This window comes from Saprospira grandis (assembly GCF_027594745.1).
GTDB classification, from domain to species: Bacteria; Bacteroidota; Bacteroidia; order Chitinophagales; family Saprospiraceae; genus Saprospira; species Saprospira grandis.
Window position 1 is genome coordinate 1,374,824 of the sequence record NZ_CP110854.1, and the last position, 19,366, is coordinate 1,394,189.

At 47.9% G+C, this 19,366-nt stretch carries 13 protein-coding genes; 6 read left to right on the forward strand and 7 right to left on the reverse strand.

Annotated elements, in window-relative coordinates; all coding sequences use genetic code 11:
* Positions 1-116 precede the first annotated feature (116 nt).
* The 3 genes from OP864_RS05395 to OP864_RS05405 all read left to right on the forward strand — a co-directional run bounded on the left by OP864_RS05395 (position 117) and on the right by OP864_RS05405 (position 2,466).
* Positions 117-1,520: a trigger factor gene (locus tag OP864_RS05395; protein ID WP_270100253.1), complete on the forward strand. Its 1,404-nt coding sequence runs from the start codon at positions 117-119 to the stop codon at positions 1,518-1,520.
* Between the two features lie 256 nt (positions 1,521-1,776).
* Positions 1,777-2,112, forward strand: coding sequence for an ArsR/SmtB family transcription factor (locus OP864_RS05400; RefSeq protein ID WP_270100254.1), 336 nt, complete (start codon positions 1,777-1,779; stop codon positions 2,110-2,112).
* Between the two features lie 33 nt (positions 2,113-2,145).
* Entirely contained in the window at positions 2,146-2,466 is a 321-nt protein-coding gene (locus OP864_RS05405) for an ArsR/SmtB family transcription factor (RefSeq protein ID WP_270100255.1), read from the forward strand.
* A gap of 84 nt (positions 2,467-2,550) precedes the next feature.
* Here the strand turns inward: OP864_RS05405 and OP864_RS05410 are convergent, their stop codons facing one another.
* Complete coding sequence (locus tag OP864_RS05410; protein WP_270100256.1) at positions 2,551-3,072, reverse strand: hypothetical protein; 522 nt, start codon at positions 3,070-3,072, stop codon at positions 2,551-2,553.
* A 38-nt stretch (positions 3,073-3,110) separates the two neighbouring features.
* Positions 3,111-4,226, reverse strand: a complete 1,116-nt coding sequence (locus OP864_RS05415) for an endonuclease/exonuclease/phosphatase family protein (RefSeq protein WP_270100257.1) — start codon at positions 4,224-4,226, stop codon at positions 3,111-3,113.
* A gap of 461 nt (positions 4,227-4,687) precedes the next feature.
* Here OP864_RS05415 and recJ point away from each other — a divergent pair, with 461 nt between their 5' ends.
* Entirely contained in the window at positions 4,688-6,382 is a 1,695-nt protein-coding gene (gene recJ, locus OP864_RS05420; protein WP_270100258.1) for a single-stranded-DNA-specific exonuclease RecJ, read from the forward strand.
* A 59-nt stretch (positions 6,383-6,441) separates the two neighbouring features.
* Here the strand turns inward: recJ and OP864_RS05425 are convergent, their stop codons facing one another.
* Entirely contained in the window at positions 6,442-12,381 is a 5,940-nt protein-coding gene (locus tag OP864_RS05425; protein WP_270100259.1) for a hypothetical protein, read from the reverse strand.
* Between the two features lie 332 nt (positions 12,382-12,713).
* Between OP864_RS05425 and OP864_RS05430 the strand changes: the two genes are divergently transcribed.
* A complete protein-coding gene (locus OP864_RS05430) occupies positions 12,714-13,214 on the forward strand; it encodes a hypothetical protein (protein WP_270100260.1) in 501 nt (166 codons plus the stop codon).
* On the opposite strand, the gene OP864_RS05435 is transcribed toward OP864_RS05430, so the two are convergent.
* Positions 13,215-13,634 (reverse strand): DUF4293 domain-containing protein, encoded by a 420-nt coding sequence (locus OP864_RS05435; protein WP_270100261.1) that lies wholly within the window; start codon positions 13,632-13,634, stop codon positions 13,215-13,217. It lies immediately after the preceding gene.
* A 56-nt stretch (positions 13,635-13,690) separates the two neighbouring features.
* Here OP864_RS05435 and OP864_RS05440 point away from each other — a divergent pair, with 56 nt between their 5' ends.
* Positions 13,691-14,866 carry a thiolase family protein gene (locus OP864_RS05440; RefSeq protein ID WP_270100262.1) on the forward strand — a complete coding sequence of 392 codons (1,176 nt, stop codon included), beginning with the start codon at positions 13,691-13,693 and terminating at the stop codon, positions 14,864-14,866.
* Between the two features lie 7 nt (positions 14,867-14,873).
* Here OP864_RS05440 and OP864_RS05445 read toward each other — a convergent pair whose 3' ends face one another.
* From OP864_RS05445 to OP864_RS05455, 3 genes are all read right to left on the reverse strand, one after another.
* A complete protein-coding gene (locus OP864_RS05445; protein ID WP_270100263.1) occupies positions 14,874-15,851 on the reverse strand; it encodes a glycerophosphodiester phosphodiesterase family protein in 978 nt (325 codons plus the stop codon).
* 873 nt (positions 15,852-16,724) lie between these two features.
* The gene (locus tag OP864_RS05450; protein ID WP_270100264.1) at positions 16,725-17,753 is read right to left on the reverse strand and encodes an agmatinase family protein; all 1,029 of its coding nucleotides are present in this window, start codon (positions 17,751-17,753) and stop codon (positions 16,725-16,727) included.
* Positions 17,754-18,017: 264 nt separating this feature from the next.
* Positions 18,018-19,352, reverse strand: a complete 1,335-nt coding sequence (locus OP864_RS05455) for a flippase (protein ID WP_270100265.1) — start codon at positions 19,350-19,352, stop codon at positions 18,018-18,020.
* Positions 19,353-19,366: the final 14 nt, after the last annotated feature.

Here is a 19,366-nt window from a genome sequence, read left to right on the forward strand (position 1 = left end):
AAGATCGGCCTTAAATCTATGCCTAGAATTAAGACAACTTCAGTATCTTTGGGCCACTTTTGGGGAAAATCCCTAAAATTAAGATTTGATTATTAAGTTATTAAAGACTAGACACGATGCCAGTTGCAACGCATACGTTTAATGAGGGGGAGCAGACCGTAGTGCTGCACCTGCAGATTGCCAAGAATGAATACATGAGCTTGGTGGATAAGAAGCTAAAGGAAGTTCGTAAAAACTTTCAGCAGCCCGGTTTCCGCCCCGGCAAAGCCCCTATGGGCCTATTGCGTAAGAAGTTTGGGAACGAAATCCTTTGGGATGAGGTGAACAAGCTTTTGGACCAAGAAGTACGTGCTTTCATCCAAGAAAAAGAACTCAAGGTATTGGGTAACCCCATGCCTCAGAATAGCCTAGAAACCAACATCAACAAACCTGTAGATGTACAACTAGATATTGAGATTGGCTATATGCCCAAGCAAGAGATTGTTGGCATTAGCGAAGAAACCGCTTTTCCTTTCTACAAAGTAGAAATGAGCGAAACAGAACTAGCTGAAGAGATCGAGGCACAGCGCAAGCAGCGTAGCCAAGACCTAAGCGAAGATGCTACAGATATCCAAGACAACGATCTTTTGGAAATCAAAGTAGTGGCTAACAATGAGGGAGCCTGGACCAATGAGTCGACTATGGTGGCTATGGACAAAGCTACTGCTGATGTACAAGCTCAACTCAAAGCCATTGAGGTAGGTGGAAGCATCGTTTGCAAATTGTCTGATTTGGATACCGCCCTCACGGCTGAGCGTCGTATGGGGATGTTCTTCCCCGAAGTAGAAACAGAAGAGGAAGACGTAGAAGTAACCGTTGAAGTACTCAAAGTAAAGCGTCAGATTCCTCGCGAATTGAATGAGGAATTCTTTGCTGAGCTTTTCCCTGAGGATGAAATCAAAACAGAAGAAGAATTTAAGGCCAAATTTGCTGAAATGGTGAGCGAGCAATTTGCTCCAGCCGCTAAGAGCATCTTCTTCCGCTATGTTTATGAGGAGTTGATGGAGAAAAACAACTTTGACCTTCCTGAGAAGTTCTTGCGCAAATGGCTAGAAGAAAGCCGTGAAGAAAAGCAAGAAGAAGTAAATGACGATAACTTTGCCGACTTTATGCGCCGTCTACGTTGGTCTTTGATCATCGATCAACTCACTAACGAGCACAATGTAGAAGTAAGCAAAGAAGAAGTAGAGCATGCTATCCGTATGGCTATCGCTCGTCAGTACAACTTCCAGATTCCTCCTTACCACCCCATCATGGACAGCCAAATCGAGAACTTGATGAAGGATGAGGCTACTGTTCGTCAGTTTGGAGAGCAAGTACAAGAACAAAAAGTATTTGATGCACTCCTTCCCCTCTTTGGCAAAGCCGAAGAAACTGTAGATGCCGCCAAATTTGACGAAATCTACAAGGCTCGCTTCGAGCAAAACGAAGAAGCTACAGAAGAAGTAGTGGAAGAAGTAGAAGCTGAAGAAGCTGAATAACTACTGTCACATATATAGGTATACTACCTAAGCTAAGAGCAGAACTACGAAATGTAGTTCTGCTCTTTTTTTACCTAAATGTTAAAATACATTGACAAAATGTTAACAAATAGGCTACCTTATTGCAAAAAGCTAAAAATCAGCCTTTTTTATTTTGAACATTTAAACAATATCTTAATTTTGTACTTATAGAAAATGCTGTTGCATTTTCAGCAGTAGAACTCCACGACCATGCCCCCTCACAAAACAAACTGCTATGCCTACACCAGTCAACAAAAGTTATCATTTTTCTGATGAGGAAACTGAGATTCAGTTTCAGTTTAAAGACCTGCGCAAAATTGTTTTAGACCTTCGTGCCCTTAATCATGAGCTTAGGCAAAAAATTGTTCAGCTGCTTTTAGCCAATGGCCCGATGACCGTCACCCAGCTCTACGTTAAGCTAAGAATTGAGCAATCTGTGGCCTCTCAGCATTTGGCAATTCTTAGAAAAGCCAATATTGTTGTGGCCGAAAGAGAAGGTAAGTTTATTCATTACCACATCCATCAAGAACAACTAGATCGCATTAAAGCCCTCTTAGTTGGCCTCCAATAAATGTTTGTCCACTCTTCCAAAACCACCATCATTATGGCCGCATCTACCTTTCTCAATGAAAATATGAACCCCTTCAATTTGAAATACCTAGATCAAGCAAACCAAACTATCCGCGCCTTGGCGCATGCCCTTCGTCTGGATATTCTATCTTATATTGACCAACATCCAGGCACCAATGTCAATAGTATTTATAATGCTTTAGAACTCGAGCAATCAATTACCTCTCAGCATTTGCGCATTCTTCGCCAAGCAGAACTGGTCAATTGTGTGCGAGAAGGAAAACAGATTCTCTATAGTCTTAACTACCCCAGACTGCATTCGTTACAGTCTGCGATCCAAGAATTTTTAAAATGATGCCCTTTTCTTAGGGCCCAAGAAAACAAAAAGCTCCTGCGAGAATCTCGCAGGAGCTTTTTCTGGTCCAAAATGAAGCTCTCGCTAAAAGCGCTCCTTAAAGTCCAAACGGTTTTTGTCTTTTTGGTAGATGCTCGTCTTAACGCTACGCTTGCCCGTTTTGCTATCTACAGACTCTTGCTCGAAGCGCAAAAGTTCGTTTTTATAGGATAAGCGCCCCCCTAAGTTTTGGCCAAAGTCTTCACCTACTTGCAAGAGATAACTCAAGCTCTCTACTTTGGCGCCCTTTTTCTTAAAGGAAACCGCATCTACGGTAATCATTTTTCCAGCCTCTTTTTTGCTGGCATAAAGCAATACCCAGCCCTTTTTTAAGGCAATTTTCCCCAAAGGAAAGTAATTGGTCCCGGCAGGAATATAGCCCAAACCCAATTTGGCCACTTCTGAAGCAGGCAAGGCCTGCGCCGATTGACTACAGATTTTTTCTAGTTGCTCGGCCTCTAAACTGCCCGAAAAATCTTTAAAATGGCCCAATAAAACCTCATCAATTTGTGCAGAAAGCCCTAGGCTCAATAACATGCTCAAAGAAAATAATAGGAAGTTTTTCATCTTTTCGTTTTTTTATACGTTTCCTACAAAAAGAAGGCCTACTCATAGATTAAGTCTACATAAATAGGCAAATGATCGCTAAATCCACCCAAAAACTTGGGCCCTCCATAGGTCCGAAAAGGCTGCAAGCCCATATACGCCCGATCTTCTTCTAGTAAAAAACGAGCAGAAAAAATTTGTGCCCCCAAAGGAGTAGCCCGCAAACGCCCTTTTCGGCTTTCCTGAACCAAAGGCGTAGACACCACCATATGGTCTAAGGTGCCCCAATGCCCTCTAAATTTATGCGAGCCCAATTGCCAATTCTTAGAAAGGGCATGCATATAATTATACATATCGCCCGGCCCCAAATCTTCTTTTTCGGGCACAGCACGCAAAACTTCGGTCAATGAAATATTTTCGGCCTCATCGTTAAAATCTCCCATAACGGCTATCTTGGCCTCCGGGCTCGCCTTGTAAATAGAATCTATTTTGGCCCGAACCAAACCGGCCACAAAAACCCGCTTGGGCTCGCTGGCCGCCTGTCCCCCTCTTCGAGAAGGCCAGTGATTGACAAAAATGTGCAGGCTGTCTTTGCTCCCCAATACTTTGCCGCAAACATAAAGGACATCCCGAGTTTTAACGGCCGTATCAAATGGAAAAACCACCCGAATAGGCTCATGATGCAAGACCTCAAATTTGTCGGAGCGATAAATAAAGCCTACATCAATTCCCCGCCGATCAGGCGATTCTTCATGCACAATTTTATAGCGAAATTTCTGCAAAGGGGTCAAACGAAGCAGATCTTCCAATACTTTTCGGTTTTCTAGCTCACAAAATCCCACCATTTCGGGCGGGCCGCCCCAGCCCCCTAGGGCCGTCAACACCTTATAAATATTGCTCAATTTCTGTTTATAACGGAAATAGCTCCAGCCCTTCAGGCCCCTTGGCGTAAACTCATCGTCTCGTTTTTTGGGGTCATCTTCTGTATCAAAAAGGTTCTCGACATTATAAAAGGTAAGGCGAACGGCCCGCCCTTGTCGGGGGCCATCATCAAAGTTTTTGAGGCCCAATTTGAGGGCGCCTTCTTCGGCTGCCCGGGCCGCACTGCTGTCTGCCTGGGCCGAAAGCTGCCAAAAACTAGCGCAACACCATAGTAAAGCTAGATAATACCGCATTTTCTATAATTTTAAAGTAGACTAATGTATTTTTGATTTGGGGCCTGCGGGCCTTTGGCCCGCCCTTACGCTTCGGGGCTCGCAGGTCTGCTCGGCCCTGCGGCGGCTGCGCCGCCTGGGTCTGGCCTTCGGCCACCCCTACGCATCAGTAGGCCGCTCATCTTTTTTGGGGAGCTCGGGGCGGGGCGGCTTCGGCCGCTAATTGGTCCAGAAAGGCGCGAAGCGCCTTGGCTTAGGGATGGAAAGCAGTGGCCCGCAGGGCCAGACCCAAGTTTTTTGAAGCAAAGCGAAAAAAACTGCAGGGCCGAGCGAACAGCGAGCTGCGACACAGCCCGACCCGACCGCAGGGAGGGGAAGCCCCCAAAAAAACGACTCCCCTACCCTAGCTAAATTACACAAAATGCCGGGCTCTACCTTAGCCCATCTAGAATCTTTACCCTTTTTTAATTTGCGCAGGAAAAATGAAAGCTTGGAAACTTCGGTCTTTTAATAGCACTACCGCTCAGCAGCTACAAGAGGCGCTGAAGGTGCATCCTGTTTTTTGCCAGTTATTGGTCCAAAGAGAGGTGCATAATTTTGAGCAAGCCAAGGCCTTTTTTCGGCCCAATTTGGCCCATTTGCATGCTCCCAATTTGCTGGAGGGTCTGCCTGCTGCCTTGGCTCGTTTGGGGCAGGCCTTGGCTAGAGGAGAAAAAACCCTACTTTTTGCCGATTATGATGTAGACGGCCTGGCGGCCTTAGTTATTTTGCATCGGATATTGGACCAAAAGCTGCCCTTAGACTACCTTTTGCCCGATCGTTTTGAGCAGGGCTATGGCCTTTCTGTTTATGCGGTAGAGTTTGCGCAGGCCGTCAATTGCTCCCTTATTATTGCTTTAGATTGTGGCAGTAGGGACCATAAAGCCTTGGCTTTGGCCAAAAAGCTGGGCATTGATGTGATTATTGTGGACCATCATGAATTGGCTCGTCAGCAGCAGCCCAAAGCGGCCGCTTTGATCAATCCCAAGCAGGCCAACTGCAACTATCCGAATGCAGAAATTACGGCTGCGGGCTTGGCCTTTAAGCTCGCTCAGGCCTTGGTGGAGCAAGAAAATTGGCCCGAGGCGCCACTTTGGCCGCTTTTGCAGTGGGTAGCGCTCAGTTTGGCGGCAGACCAAGCCCCATTGACTGGCGAAAATCGAATTTTGGCCCATCATGGATTGCGTTTTTTAGAGGAAGAAGGCGAAGAAATTTTGCAGCAGATTCAGCAGCGTTTGGAGCGGCCCAGGCCCTATAATATGCAGGCCCTTTATTTTGGTTTGGTCCCCTTGCTCAATGCGCCGGGGCGGATGGGGCATGCCCAAACCGCTGCCGATTGTTTGTTGGCCAAGGGAGAAAAAGCGCAAAAGAAGAAATTGGAGCTTTTATTTTTGCAAAATCAGGCTAGAAAAAGAGCGCAAGAAGAGGTCTATCGGGACATTCAGCGCATCTTACAGGAGCAGGGGCAATGGATGGAGCGTTCGCTTTTATTGTTAGCACAGCCCCATTGGCCCCTAGGCGTTTTGGGCATTTTGGCCAGTCGATTGAGTAAAGAATGGGGGCGGCCCTGCCTTCTTTTGGGCCAAAATAAGGCGGGAAACTGGCAGGGATCGGGGCGTTGCCCCGAGGGCCAAGAATTACTACCTGCGGTAGAGGCTTGTTCGGCGCAATTGCTACAATATGGTGGACATAGTCGGGCCCTAGGTTTAGAGCTCAAAAAAGAAGAATTGGCGGCTTTTGAGGCGGCCCTAGAAGCCCAGCTTTATCAGCAAATGAGTAGAGGGCCAGAACCCGAGGCCATTGCCATAGATGCGCAGTTAGATTTTTCTTTAATTGGGCCAAAATTCTGGAAACTGCTCAAGCAATTTGCGCCCTTTGGGCCGGGCAATCCAAATCCCTGTTTCATGAGCAAAAACCTTTGCGATAGTGGCTACTCCAAAGCCATCAACCAAAAGCATTTGCGTTTATTTTTGCGACAGGGCCAAGGGAGTCCGCAAGAAGGCATTGCCTATAACTTTATGGAACATTTTGAGCAAATCAAGAGTCGCAAGCCCTTTCACCTATGCTATCAGTTAGAAGAGCATTTTTATCGGGGTCGGAGAAAGCTACAATTTGTAGCTCGAGACATCAAGTTTTAATAAAAAAGCGCTAAGCCTCAACGGCTTAGCGCTTTTTTAGGTCTTTTTTGGGCCAGGAATTAGTTCAAATCATTTTCCATTAGGCCGCCTCCGTTGAGGCCTGCTCCTAGGTCCATTTGGACCTCTAACTGGTTAATTAGGCTTTCGCCAGCTTTAAGACTTAGGCTAGCAAAATCGACACTAATATCTCGGCTATTGCCGCCATCTTCTACGGGCACCGAAAACTGTCCAGCTTGCAACTTCACCTCTCGGCTACTTTCTAAGTACTCGAAAGAATTGGAGCTAAACTTCAGGTCGGCAATTTGGAACTCCACGGCTGCTTGGTGGAGCCAATTGGCTTGACTATCGGAGGTATAGAAGGCGCCATTTCCTTGAATTTGGAGTTGGCTATCTTGGTAGCTATAGCTTCCTTGGAGGGTAAATTCATCATTGGCCATGCTAAGATAATCGAGTAGGGCTTTGGGTTCGGAGCTACCGCCCTTAGTAAAGCCGAGTTGGTCCTCGATACCTTCATAAACCATATTGAGTTCCTCGAAGGCTTCAAAATGTTCCTCTTGGGCCATTTCGAGTTCCTCCTGCAATTCGTCTAATTCTGCTCGGATCTCTTCTAATTCGCTTTGTTCCTCTGCGGACAATTGATTTTCTCGGGCTTCTAGCCCTTCTTTGGCAATTGTTTTCTCCTTAATTTGATCTTGGAGATCTAGGGTTGCATCTTCTGCAGAATAGAAGAGCTCTTGATCTTGGGCCACCACATCGGTGTACTCAAAAAGCAGGTCTAGTACCGGATCGTATTGGTTGAGTAAAGAAAGGCTATTCACATCTCCATCTTCAATCAGACCTGCTTCGAGTTGCTCATGTATTTTTTCTACTGCGCTATATTCGGCATTACCAGAGCCCACGCCATCTACGCCTGTATTTCCGGCTAGGACCTCTTGAATTCCGGCGGTATATCCGGCTTGGAAGCCCTCCTTATATTGTTGGAAAAAGGGTTGGATTTGGCTTTGGTAAAGCGCTTGAAAATTAGCTTTTAGTTGTTTGCGAATAGATTTATCGAGACTACGTTTGCCCTCCTTATCTAGTTCGGCAATAAAATTATCGTATTCTGTTTGTAGGGCGAGAACTTGGTCCTCGATATAATCATTTTGGTTTTGGCCTGGGGCCAAAGCGGTAGGATGTTCTTGACCAAAAATGCGTTCAAGGTCTTTATAGGCATTAGTCACCTCTGTGGCTAAGGCTTTATCCTCTTCTGAGGCAGAAGTTTGTTGTAAAGCCTCGGACTTCTCTTTTTTGATGAGTTCATTTAACGCCTTTCTCATCTCGCCAACCAGGCGGTAGCGGCCCTTCTCCATTTCGGCAGAAGAGGCATTTGGGCTTTTATAAGAGTCATCGATGAGGAGTTCACGAGCTTTTTCATAGCCTAGAACATACTTATCTTGGCCAACATTGCCAGCGGCGGCTAGCAATTGCTTTTGATAATCGGTTGCTTCGGCTAGGGCGGCTCCTTCCTCGGCGGTATCTGAATTATTGATCCCTTCTACCAGACCTTTTCTGGCTCCGCGGATATAGCCTTCTTTAAAGTTTTGCAGTTGTTTTTCCCATTCGGCGATTGCGCTGCGCAAGAACTGTTTATCTTCATTAGACAGCTGTTCTGAGAGTAAGCCTTCGGCCTGTTTGCTCAATTCTGCGGTTAGTTCCTGATAATTTTCTAGGGGCGTAGCATTTTGGTCAAAGCTAAGAAGGCTTTGGGCTTGGCCTTCAATTTGGGCCAACAACTCTGGGATTTGGCTATCCTCTAATTCTTCGGCGGCAGCTTGGCCCGACTCTTTAGCGGCCTGAATAATTTGGGGTACAAATGCTTTCAGGTCTTCGAGCATAGTAGGCACACCATTGGCTTCAAACTCTCCTTGGAGGTTGGCCATTTGGCTCGGGCTAGCTTGGCGTTGATCTCGGCCATAGGCATAGCCTTTTTCATAGGCGCTGGCATAGGCATCGCCTAGGGTACTGCGTAGCTCCTCTATTCTTTGGTCAAGGACAGAGCCTGACTTTTTGGTTTCTCCGTTAATTGTTTGGTTCAGGCCATCTTGGCGACCATTTGTACGGCCGAGGTGGAACTGTCCTTCTAATTCAGAAGAATAAGACAAAGTAGGATCTTTGGGCGTATAGCTTAGTTCCTCAAAATTATCGCCTTCTTTTTCGTTGGTGGCGGCTAGATAGCCTTGTTGATAACCTAAATTATAGGCTTCTCCTTTATCAAAAAGATATTGGTAACCTTCTAAGAAGCCCTCTTGAGTGGGGGCATCTAGTTCTGCGGCGACCGTTTCTTTGGTGGCTTCAAAGCTCTCGCCGTTCAGCAAGGCCTTTTTATGTGCTTCAATATCTTTTCGGGCAGTTTCTTGGCCCAGCTGATAGCCTCTATCGTGGCCACCGCCTTGCATTTTTCGGCTCACCTCTTCCGTAGAGATCAGGCCAGCTTGCAGCATTTGGGCCATCTTATAGCCTTCTGCGCGACCAGCATTAAAGGCGGCAAGCGTATTCTTATCGGCTTGGGCATATTCTGCATCCTTGCCAGCGGCAGCGGCCAGCGCCTCTTCTTGTCCTGCTAGCGGAGGATAGCCCTCCAAAGACTGATAGCCAAAGAGCAGACCATCTTGGCGGGCTTTTTCCGCATTATCTTCTTTGGCCACCTTGGCGGTAGCATCTTCTAATGCTTGCTGGTAGCCTTTTTCGATTTCGGTCATTTGGCGATCCACCTCTGCTTGGGGATCTTCGTTACTACCGCCTTTTTTAGTATTGGCGGCTGTTTTTGGGGCCTGCTCTTCTAGCTCTTTGCGTTTTTTGGCCAATGCAGCCTGCATTTTGGCGGCTTTTTGGGCTAAAATCTCATTGGCTTGAGCTTTAGCGGCCTCTGCAGTTTGGGCCTCGGGAGCTTCCTCATCGCCATAAAGCTTTAAGCTTCCGCTCAGTTCTTCAGTTCGTTGGCCACTGGCTATTTTGGCAATATAGAGCCAGTTATCATAATCGAGATCATAGCCTTCACGGTACTCCTTAGACTGGCCAATAGAAGCGGCTTGAGCGCTATCATTTTCATAGCCATCAATCATTTGAGAGAGCGCTTGGCCTCTAAAATTATCATATTGGCTAGCTTGGCGACCAGCATTATAGCCTTGATAGTAATGCTCTTGGGCTCCGGCTTGTTTTTGTTTGCCGGTCATGGCATCATCATAGCCAGCAAAATACTGTTTTCCTTCTCTAGCACCTGCGGCACTGCCCACCTCATAGCCTTTTTCAAAGGCGGCTTCTAGCTTTTTGGTATCTGCTTTTCCTTGCATTTCCTCCTCAATCACCTTAGCGAGGCCTTCCTTTTTCTGGGTCCAAGCTTCCTCTGGGGTTTGGCTGGGGCGTTCTTTAGCGCTAGCGCTCTCGTATTTAAACCAGAGGCCATAGCCATATTCCCGGCCTTTTTCGACATAATCGACACCGCCAGCCGTTGCGCCAAACTCCTCCTTTGCATTTCGGATAGTTTGCGCTTCTTCTCGCTCCTCTTTAGTTTGGGCCTGTTTGCCCGAATTATTTCCGCTATAGACCGTTTGATTATAGCCGACATAAAATCCTTTTTCGAACTCCTCCCCTTCTGCTTTTGCATTAGCAAAAGCCTCTTTGACCTTAGCATCGACCTCGGCTTTTTTCTCGGGTTTGCCAATAGCTGCTTGATAGTGCTGATAGAAGAGCCCGCCCATATGTCGGCCGGCCTCATAGCCTTTTGCCTTAGGGCTATCGGCGGCTACAGACATCTCTTTATCGACCAGCTTTTGCTTTTCGACATTATAGTTGGTATTGAAAGCATGATAATAGCCTGTACTGAACTCTTTTTTGACATTTTCGTCATTGAGTTGCTCCTTAATTGTGGCTAAGTTCTCTTCAATTTTTTCAATTTTGGCCGTTAGTTCCTCTTTTTTAGCGGGATCTTCAGTTGCCTTAAGTTCCTTTTTATATTTATCGAGATTAACGGTAGCAGCGGCGGCAATTTTACCAATATCTTGGCCTTTTTTATACTCTACACTATTGGTTTTGGCCTTTTGTTCATTATCTAGCTTTTGCTGCTTAAACTGATTATAAGAGGCATTAAAAGCGTGATAATAGCCCACCTCAAAGCTTTTCTTTTGCTCTGCGGTTTGTTCTTTATCCTTTCCTTCTGCAAAATACTTTTTGGCCGAATCGGGGACTGGGGGAAGATTCTCGCCCAATTCGGAGAGGGGGAGGCTTCCTTTGAGGACCTGTGTCGCTTTTTCTTTAGAAGACATAGCGGCTAGGGTCCCTAAAACATGGCCCACTGCATAATGCGGATCTTTTTTGCGCTCTTCTTTTTCGGCCTGAACCTTTGTCTCTTTGCCCTTCATATAAGAGGCATTAAAGCCATGATAAAAGGCTCTAGAATAAAGCTTTTTGGGATCTTCCGCAATAGGTTGACCAGAGCTATCCTTATTGGCTTTGGCGTAAGTGGCGGCTTGTTGGCCCTCCTCCTTGCTCATGCCTTCGGGGGCTTTGCCTTGGCCTTGGGCCAAACCAATATTATAGCCCAGTTCATAGCCTTTGCGGTAAGTGGGATTTTCCATCAGCTCTGCGGGGCCGGGCATTGACTTTTTGACAGCGGCGGCTCGGGCCTGCATATAGACCGCATTAAAGGCGCGATAATAAGCGACTTGATAGGTTTTGGAGCGGCTTTTCATGGCCGCTTTAATTTCTTTTACTCTTTCCTTATCCTCGGCCTTATTGCTATTACTTTTAACGGCAGATTCGGTCCCATCCTTAGTCCCTTCTTGGGCTTCGGGATCGGTTGCCATTTTTTGTTGTTCTTCTATTTGGGCGGCCTCCACCTTTAGTTTTTGGCCTTCTGGATAGCCTTGGTTAAAGCCCTGATAAAAGCCCGTTTGGTACTTTTTGCTTTTGCTAGCCATCACCTCTTTTTGGGCGGCCACATAAGCATCTGCGGTTTCGCCTTCCGCAAAGGGCGTTACATTCATTTTGCCAGACTCATCGGTAGTGACTTTTTTGCCCAGGCCGCCAGAGCGGCCAACATCTAAACCAAAGGCTCGGCCAGCTTCTAATTCTTGGGCCTCTGCACTTTCCTCGGCAGTTTGGGCCACGGGCCCCATATTCATACGGGCGGCAAAGGCGGCACCAACCTCCTCGCCTTTTTGCTCGCCTGTAGTTGCATTAGCGGGGGCTTCGCCTCCAGCGGCAGAGTTTTGCTGTTTATTTTGGGGATTGCCCGTTGGGCTAGTTTCTCCAGTTGATTTATCTCCGCCTTTTGCTCCTGTTTTTGCGCCCACCTTAGCTTCTTCGGGGCTGACCTCCGTATTCATTTGGCTAGCTTGGCGAGCGATTTCCTCTGACTTTGCCTCTGTATTTTCGCTGCTATTTTCGCTACTGCCCTCCTCTGTTTCTCCTTCGGCCAGGGTTTCTTCTAGGGCCGCCTTGAGTTCTGCAGCTGCGGCAGCGGCCTTATCTTCGCCAAGGGTTTCCTCTATAGCCGCATCCAGCTCTGTTTCATTAAAGCTAGGGACTTCTTGGCCTAGGGTGGCGGCAATTTCGGCATCTAATTCGGCCTCATTGAAGGCGGCGCCTAGAGGCGGCATTTCTGGACCTTCCTCGGCGGTAGCTGTTGTTTCCTTGCCTGCGCCTTCTTCCTCTCCTCCTTCTTGCAAGCTAATCCCTTCGGCTAGTTTTTCGATACCATTATTGAGGCTAGCCGCAGACAATTGTTCATTGAGGGGATGGGCAGATTCGTTTAGGGGTTGGCTAAACTCCTCTTGAGTGCTTTCTTGATGAAAGCCTTCGGCCGCAGTTTGGACCACCGCATTAGCTTGGCTATTGAGTTGTTCGCCCGCAGATTGAACAGACTGCAACTCTTCATTGGCCTCAAATTCCTCGAGGCTTTGGTAGAGTTGTTCGTAAATGCGTTGATTTTCTTGCGAAGAATTTTGATTTCCCTTAGACATAACTTATAAGGCTTAATTTGGAGCAAGGTAAAGGTATTGCATAGGCCCTAACAAATTACTAACAAAAGGGCCCTTTGCCAAAACAAAGACTATATATTTTTCTTTTCTTTTCCGAATTGCGTACTTAGCAGTTCTTTGGGGGCCATTTGCGCTTATTTTTGGCCTAGCGATGTGCAGGGGTGGCCGATAGGCCAGACCAAGGCGGCTTTGCCGCCGCAGGGCCGAGCGAATAGCGAGCCCCGAAACGTAGCGCCGCAAGCGGCCCAATGAGCGATAGCGAATAGAGGGCCGCGCAGCGGAGGCCCCAAATCAAAAATAAAAAGAATTTGAAGATGAACAGCAAGAAAATTTGGAGCTTAGGCGCTTTACTTTTGTTGACGGTTAACCTAAATGCGCAGATTGTAGACAACAGTCATTTGGTGAACCTCAAGGAGGTGCTTCCCTATGTTTATATTTTTTACGCCCTGACCTTTTTGGCCCTTAGTTTATTGATTATGAAGCTCTTGAAGCCTCAAATGAAGACCTACTTTTTGTATGCGGCTTGTATTTTGGGTATTTTGGGGGCAGTTTTCACGAATCAGGCCTTTAATCGGGTACAAGAAGAGCAGCTGCCGGAGGTAGCGGGCAGTGAAATTCCGAAAGAAGAGATGAGCGATTATAGTCGACAGATGGTGGAGAAACAGGAGCGGGAAGTGGAGCAGCAAAAGATGGCGAACTTCTGGATTATTGCCATTCCGAACATCATTATGTTGGGTTTGGGGGTAGTGATAGACATAAAAGCCCGTCAATCTGGGAATGACGGGCAGGTTCGTGGTCGTTATGACGGGATGTAACTAGCGGAGTCGGTCAGAATCCTTAACGAGTTGGTCATCGGCATTGATTGCGCGGTTGGCCAAAAAGAGGAAAAGCATGGCCAAAACGGGGGTAAAAAGGCCGAGTCCAGCTTTTACTTCCTCGCTAATGGTCATGCTCCAATAAGAGGCTAAACCCATCAGGATCAAGCAATTGGCCAAGCTCAAATTATTGAGCAGCATTTGCAATTTTCTATTTTTAAAGAGGAAGATTGTACCAAGGCTGAGCAGGGCGGGAAAGAGGGCTAGGAGTAGCAGGACGAATTGGTCCATCAGGTCATAATCGCCATCTTGCAAAGGGCCTTCAGCCGTGCTGGGGGCCGTACCGAAGGGAAAAACGAAGAGCAAGGCCAGCGCTAGGGCCGCCAAGAGCATGTAAATAGTTTGAATACGTTGTATCATAATAATTCGGCTTTTTTCAGATAAAATCAGGCCACAAAGTTAATTAATTCAGTTAAATGAACAAGTCTGCCCCCATCTATATCCTAGCAGCAAAGAGGAGTCCTATTGGCCGCCTATATGGGGCTTTGGCTAGCATTCGGCCCGATGATTTGGGGCTAGCGGTACTGCAAGAGCTCCCCAATTTTTCGCCTAGGGATCTATCGGCCATTTATGTAGGGGCGGCCAATCAGGCGGGAGAAGACAACCGCAATTTGGCTCGGCAGCTTATTTTTTTGGCCCAATGGCCGGCGCATATTTGGGGAATTACGGTCAATAGCCTTTGTAATTCGGGTTTAGATGCCTGCGTTCAGGCTTTTCGGGCTTTGGCCTTGGGCGAGCAGGAATTGGTCTTGGCTGGGGGCGTAGAAAACATGAGTCGCAGCCCTTTTGTTCGTCTGCGGAATCAGGAGCAAGAGATAGACAGCAGCATAGGTTGGCGGATGGTCAACCCCCATTTGCCCTCAGCTTATGCGCCCTTGAGTATGCCAGAAACTGCAGAGCGTTTGGCCCAAAAAAGAGGCGTTAGTCGGGCCGAACAAGATGCCTACAGCCAAGCGAGTCGAGCTCGTTTTTTGGCGGCCCAAGCGGCGGGCGCCTTTGATCGGGAGCTGGTTTCGGTCTATAATCGATCGGGAGAGCTGCTCTTAGATCGAAACGAGCAGCCGAGGGCGCTAACGGCTGCTCTTTTGGCCAAACTGCCGCCTTTGGTCAAAAATGGCCAATTTATTAGCCTGGGGAATTCGGCTCGTTTGGGCGATGGGGCAGCCTTTTTACTCTTGGCTCAGGGCCCTTATTTGGAGCGAGAAGGGGGGCAACCACTGGCCCAGGTTGTGGGCTGGACGAGCATGGCCTTGCCTCCCGAAGATATGGCGGAGGCGCAAATTATGGCCGTTCAGCAATTGCTTCGGCAGCAGGGACTCTCGGCTAATGAGATTGATTTTTTTGAGTTTGCCGAGTCTTTTGCGCTTCAAGGCGTTTTGGCCCAAAAGACCCTAAACCTTCGGCCCGATCAGCTCAATCCCTATGGCGGCAGCCTGAGTATGGGCAACCCTTTGGGCATGGGGGGCGCCCGAATTTTGGTCTCTTTGGCCCATGCTTTGGCCCGTCGGCCCAAGGCCAAATACGCTATTGGGGCAAGTTCGGCGGGTTTGGGGCTGGGCACTGCCGTTTTGTTGAAGAAATATATCGATTAAAATTTACCTACTGCATCAATACATCCATCACTCGATTTGGATAATCGCTAATAATCCCGTCTAAGGGATAGGCCAACATGGCTTCTATATCTGCCGTTTCATTAACGGTCCAAGGAATGAGCTGCATCTTATGGCCCTTTACCCAATCTACCAAAGTATCATTGACCATAGAAAAATGACAACTGTAAATCTCTGGCGTAAAGCCTAGCTCATCCAGATCTTTTTGCGGGTCATCCGTCTCTTCTACCAACATAGATATGGGCATTTTGGGCCGCTTCTGACGGACCAAACGCAGGGTTTCCCAATCAAAAGCCTGAATATTCGTATGCCCCGCTATACCCGCACTATCTATAGCCGCCAAAACCAAATCTACAAATTCTTCTACTGGCGGACAATAACGGCCATCATATTCTGGCAATCGCTTAATTTCTATATTATAATGTATGGGCTTTTCTAATTCGGCCTTCATCTCAAATAAATTTACCGATTTGACCACATCCAACAAACGAGGCTTGATGACTTTCATCTTCTGCTGAGTCGGAAAATACGGATGAGGCAAACTCCCACAATCATATTTAATCAGCTCCGAATAAGGCATTTTGTAGATATTAAAACGCCGCTCTTCATTTGGTCCAATGGGATTCCCATCCAATTTATTGGCCAACAGATGCGAGACCCAAGGCTCATGCGAAACAACTACTTGGCTGTCTTGGGTCACCACCACATCCAATTCTAAGGTCCGAACGCCCAACTCTAAGGCTTTCATAAAGGCCGGAATGCTATTTTCAGGCATCAAGCCACGGCAGCCTCTATGGCCCTGTATATCAATCTCTCTAAATTTAAAACTACTCATTTTAGGGCGTTTGGGCTCCGCCTCTACTTGCTCTTTCTCGCCCTCCTGCGGCTCCGAGACGTTAGCACAACTGTAAAGGCCAAAAAATAGGGGCAAAAGCCAAAGTAAAAAAGTATTTTGTCGCTTCATCATGGTCTATCTAATTTGATTGTCTTTCTTTCGTATTTTTGGGGCGATTTGGGGCCTCCCGCCTTCGGCGGGCGCTACGCTTTGGGGCTCGCAGGTCTGCTCGGCCCTGCGCCGCCTGGGTCTGGCCTGACGGCCACCCCGCCGCATCGCTAGGCCAATTGGCCCCTTGGGCCAAAGGCGGCTTCGCCGCCTTGCCAACGTAAAATATACTTCCAACAAAATACAAAATCCCTAGAGATGTCTAGAGCTATCTTCTTGCTTTTTATGGCTTTTAGTACTGGCCTTTGGGCCCAAGCCCCTATCACTACCGTCAATAAAATTATTTTGGACCAAGAGGTACTCTTAGACCAAAAACAGAAGCGCAGCCACAGCAAACAAATAGAACTGCCCTTAACGCCTGAGTTCTGGACACAGTTCGAGTCGATTAAATCGGCCCAACTGCTATTTTATATTTATGCAGAAAGCAGTGGACAAGCGCAGTTTGAAGCCGATAGCCTAGCCCATCTCTCCGAACTCCGCCCAGTCCTACAATGGGCCCAAGGCGATCAAATTTTTAATCGCCCCGCAGGCCAACAACTGCCCTATGGCATCGAATGGGCCATCCTCAAAGATCCCGCTAAAGAAAAATGCCTGAAACGCTACCACAAAAAGGGAATTACTCCCGCCGGTTGGTGGAAGCGCTGCATCCTTAAACGCGATTATTTTATTTCCCCCAATTATTATAGCCCCGTCTATAGCCTCCCCAGATCGATCTACTTGAAAGAAGTGCCTCAAAGTTTGCCCCTGCTGCTCAGAACCAGCGCCAAAAGCGATACCGTCCGCCTGAGAATTCAAGCAGTGCTGCGCCTCAAGGGCAAACGCAAAGCCTATGAGAAACTAGACCAAAGCCTGCGTACGGGCCAAGAGGGCCGCCAACTGATAACAGACCCGCGCCCCAACGTTGCCGTCCCATTCCGTAGCAGCACCTACCTCGCAGAGATCGAATCCAATGAGCTCTTTCCCCGCCTGGGCCAATAGCTCAAAAATATAGCTGACCTCGGCCAGGTCAAAGCCCCCCACGACTGGCGTGCCTGTATTGGGACAAAGTTCTGGACGTAGACCGTCTATATCAAAGCTGATGTATATTTTCTGGGGCAAGCTTTCGATAAATGGCAAGACCAATTCTTCAAAGCTTAGCCCCCGCATTTTTCCACGGGCCAAATCTTGGTCAAAGAGGACCTGAATGCGCTGCCCTTGCTGCTGGATGTAATCTACCTCCTCATGGCAGTAGTCTCGGATGCCCATTTGGACCAAAGACAGCTTGGGCATCTGCTCCAAAGCATTATAGAAAATAGAGGCATGAGAGTAAGTAAAGCCCTCATAAGCTTCTCGCAAATCGCAATGGGCATCTATTTGCAAAATGGCAAAGCCCTCTTCATGCCGCTCGGCCAAGGCCCGCAAATAACCCAAGGGCGTAGAATGATCGCCCCCCAATAGGCCCACATATTTGCCCTGCTCTAGCAAATCCTTAGCCTGCTGATAGACCCAGTTTTCTAGTTTTTCGCAAGCAGAGTTTACGGCCAAGCGAGCGGCTTCATCGCCGCCTTCGCCAGCTTCTAAAGCATCTATATGACGACTGGCCAAGCTTCTGGCCGCCTGACTTTGGGCCAAGATCTGCGCATCGGGCTGCCGCATATAAATGCCCATTTTATAGACATCTGGGCAGTCGGCCAAATAGAGATCTAGCTGATAAGAAGCCTCTAGGATATTAGCAGGCCCCTCTGCTGTTCCAGCCGAATAAGAGACCGTTGCCTCCCAAGGAACAGGCAAAAGGACCAAATTAGCGCTCTCCTCCGTAAAAGGTAAGCCAATAAAGTTATCGTTCTTTAGGGCAAAGCCACTAGGGTCAAAATCTTGAATAGACATGCGTTTATATTTTGGACGAAGTTCGTGCTTTTCCCTTTTTTTCAAAGCAATTTTCTAGAAAAAATTGGCTCTAGAGCGGGCCTTTCTCCAGCTCTTTTTCGGCTAGAGCCAAACAAAAGCGGCCCCCACTGGCCTAGCGATGCGGCGGGGTGGCCGTCAGGCCAGACCCAGGCGGCGCAGCCGCCGCAGGGCCGAGCGAACAGCGAGCCCCAAAGCGTAGCGCCGCAAGGCGAAGCCGCAGCGGAGGCCCCAAAAAACCTCCCCCTACTTCCGATTCCAGTAAGCAATCGGCCAAAAACCCAACTTGCGATAGGCCCAATAGGCCAGACTAAGATCGAAGACGGTCAAGCCCAGAAAGGCCGCTATGGCTGCCCCATTAATGCCTAAAACGGGAATCAAACTGTATTGGAGGATGGCCGTGATGGCCAAGGAAACCGCCAAGAGATAAGCGGCCATTTTTTCTTGGCCCACCAAGGCCAGCAACTGGCTCACGGGGCCCACCAACACATGTATGCCCTTGCCCAAACAGAGCCAAAGCAAGGCCGTATAGCCCTGCTGATATTCGGGACCATAAATGAGTAAAAAGTAAGGACCAAAAGCAATAAAAACAGCCAAAACGGCCATAATCGCTAAGGTAATCAGGGCCGTGCTGCCTTGGTATAGCCGGCCCAACTCCTCTAATTTCCCTTGATGATAAAGAGAGGAAAAGGTCGGCAAGCTGACGGTGGTCAGCACCAAATAGGGAATTAGGGCAATATCCGAGAACTTCAGGGCCACATTATAATAAGCGATCTGCTCGGGAGGCAGCTCAAAAAAGCCCAAAAACAAAATATCTATTCGGCTATTGAGCAGATAGAGCAAGGAGCCCAAATTGAAATAAAAACTAGCTTTTTTGTAGGCGGGAAGCTCTAATTTTGGCCAATTATCGGCTTTGGGCTGTGCTTGACGATAGCGCCGCCAAAGCCAAAAAGCAAGGCCAGCGGCCAGCACAAAGCTCAGGCTTCGTCCGGCAATCAGGCCCAAATCGCTAATGGGATAAGCGAAGAGATAGAGCAGGGCCAAAAAGGCAAAGAAGAGCAAAGGCTGCACAATTCGGTCGCCCAATTGGCCCCAACTCATCTGTCCCTCGGCCCGCAAAGCCGATTGCCAAAGATGCAAAAAGGCATAGGCGGGAATAATAGGCAAGGCCCAAAAATAATAATCCGCATAATTGCTCAAGCCAGGTATATTGGTATACCGAAGCAAAAGATAAAAGCCAATCATCAGGAGCAAACTGGCCCAAAGGGTCCGTTTTTCGGCCCAAGCGAGCAGAGCATCTCGCTTGCCCCAGGCTTTTTGGTCCTTAAAGATAGGCAGCTCTTTGAGCAGGAGATCATCTAAGCCCATATTGGCGGCTACTTGCAAAATCAACAGCCAACTAAAGACCAAACTATAAATGCCAAAGCCCTCATCTCCCCCCAAACGGGCCAAAAGGACCGAACTGAGAAAAGTGAGGGCTGATAAACCTATTTGTAAGATAAAACTCCAGCTTGCCGCCTTAATTAAAAAGCGTCCCAAGGGACTATCTGTTCCAATCTTGGCCCGCCATTTCTTCCACATTGCTTTGCCTAATT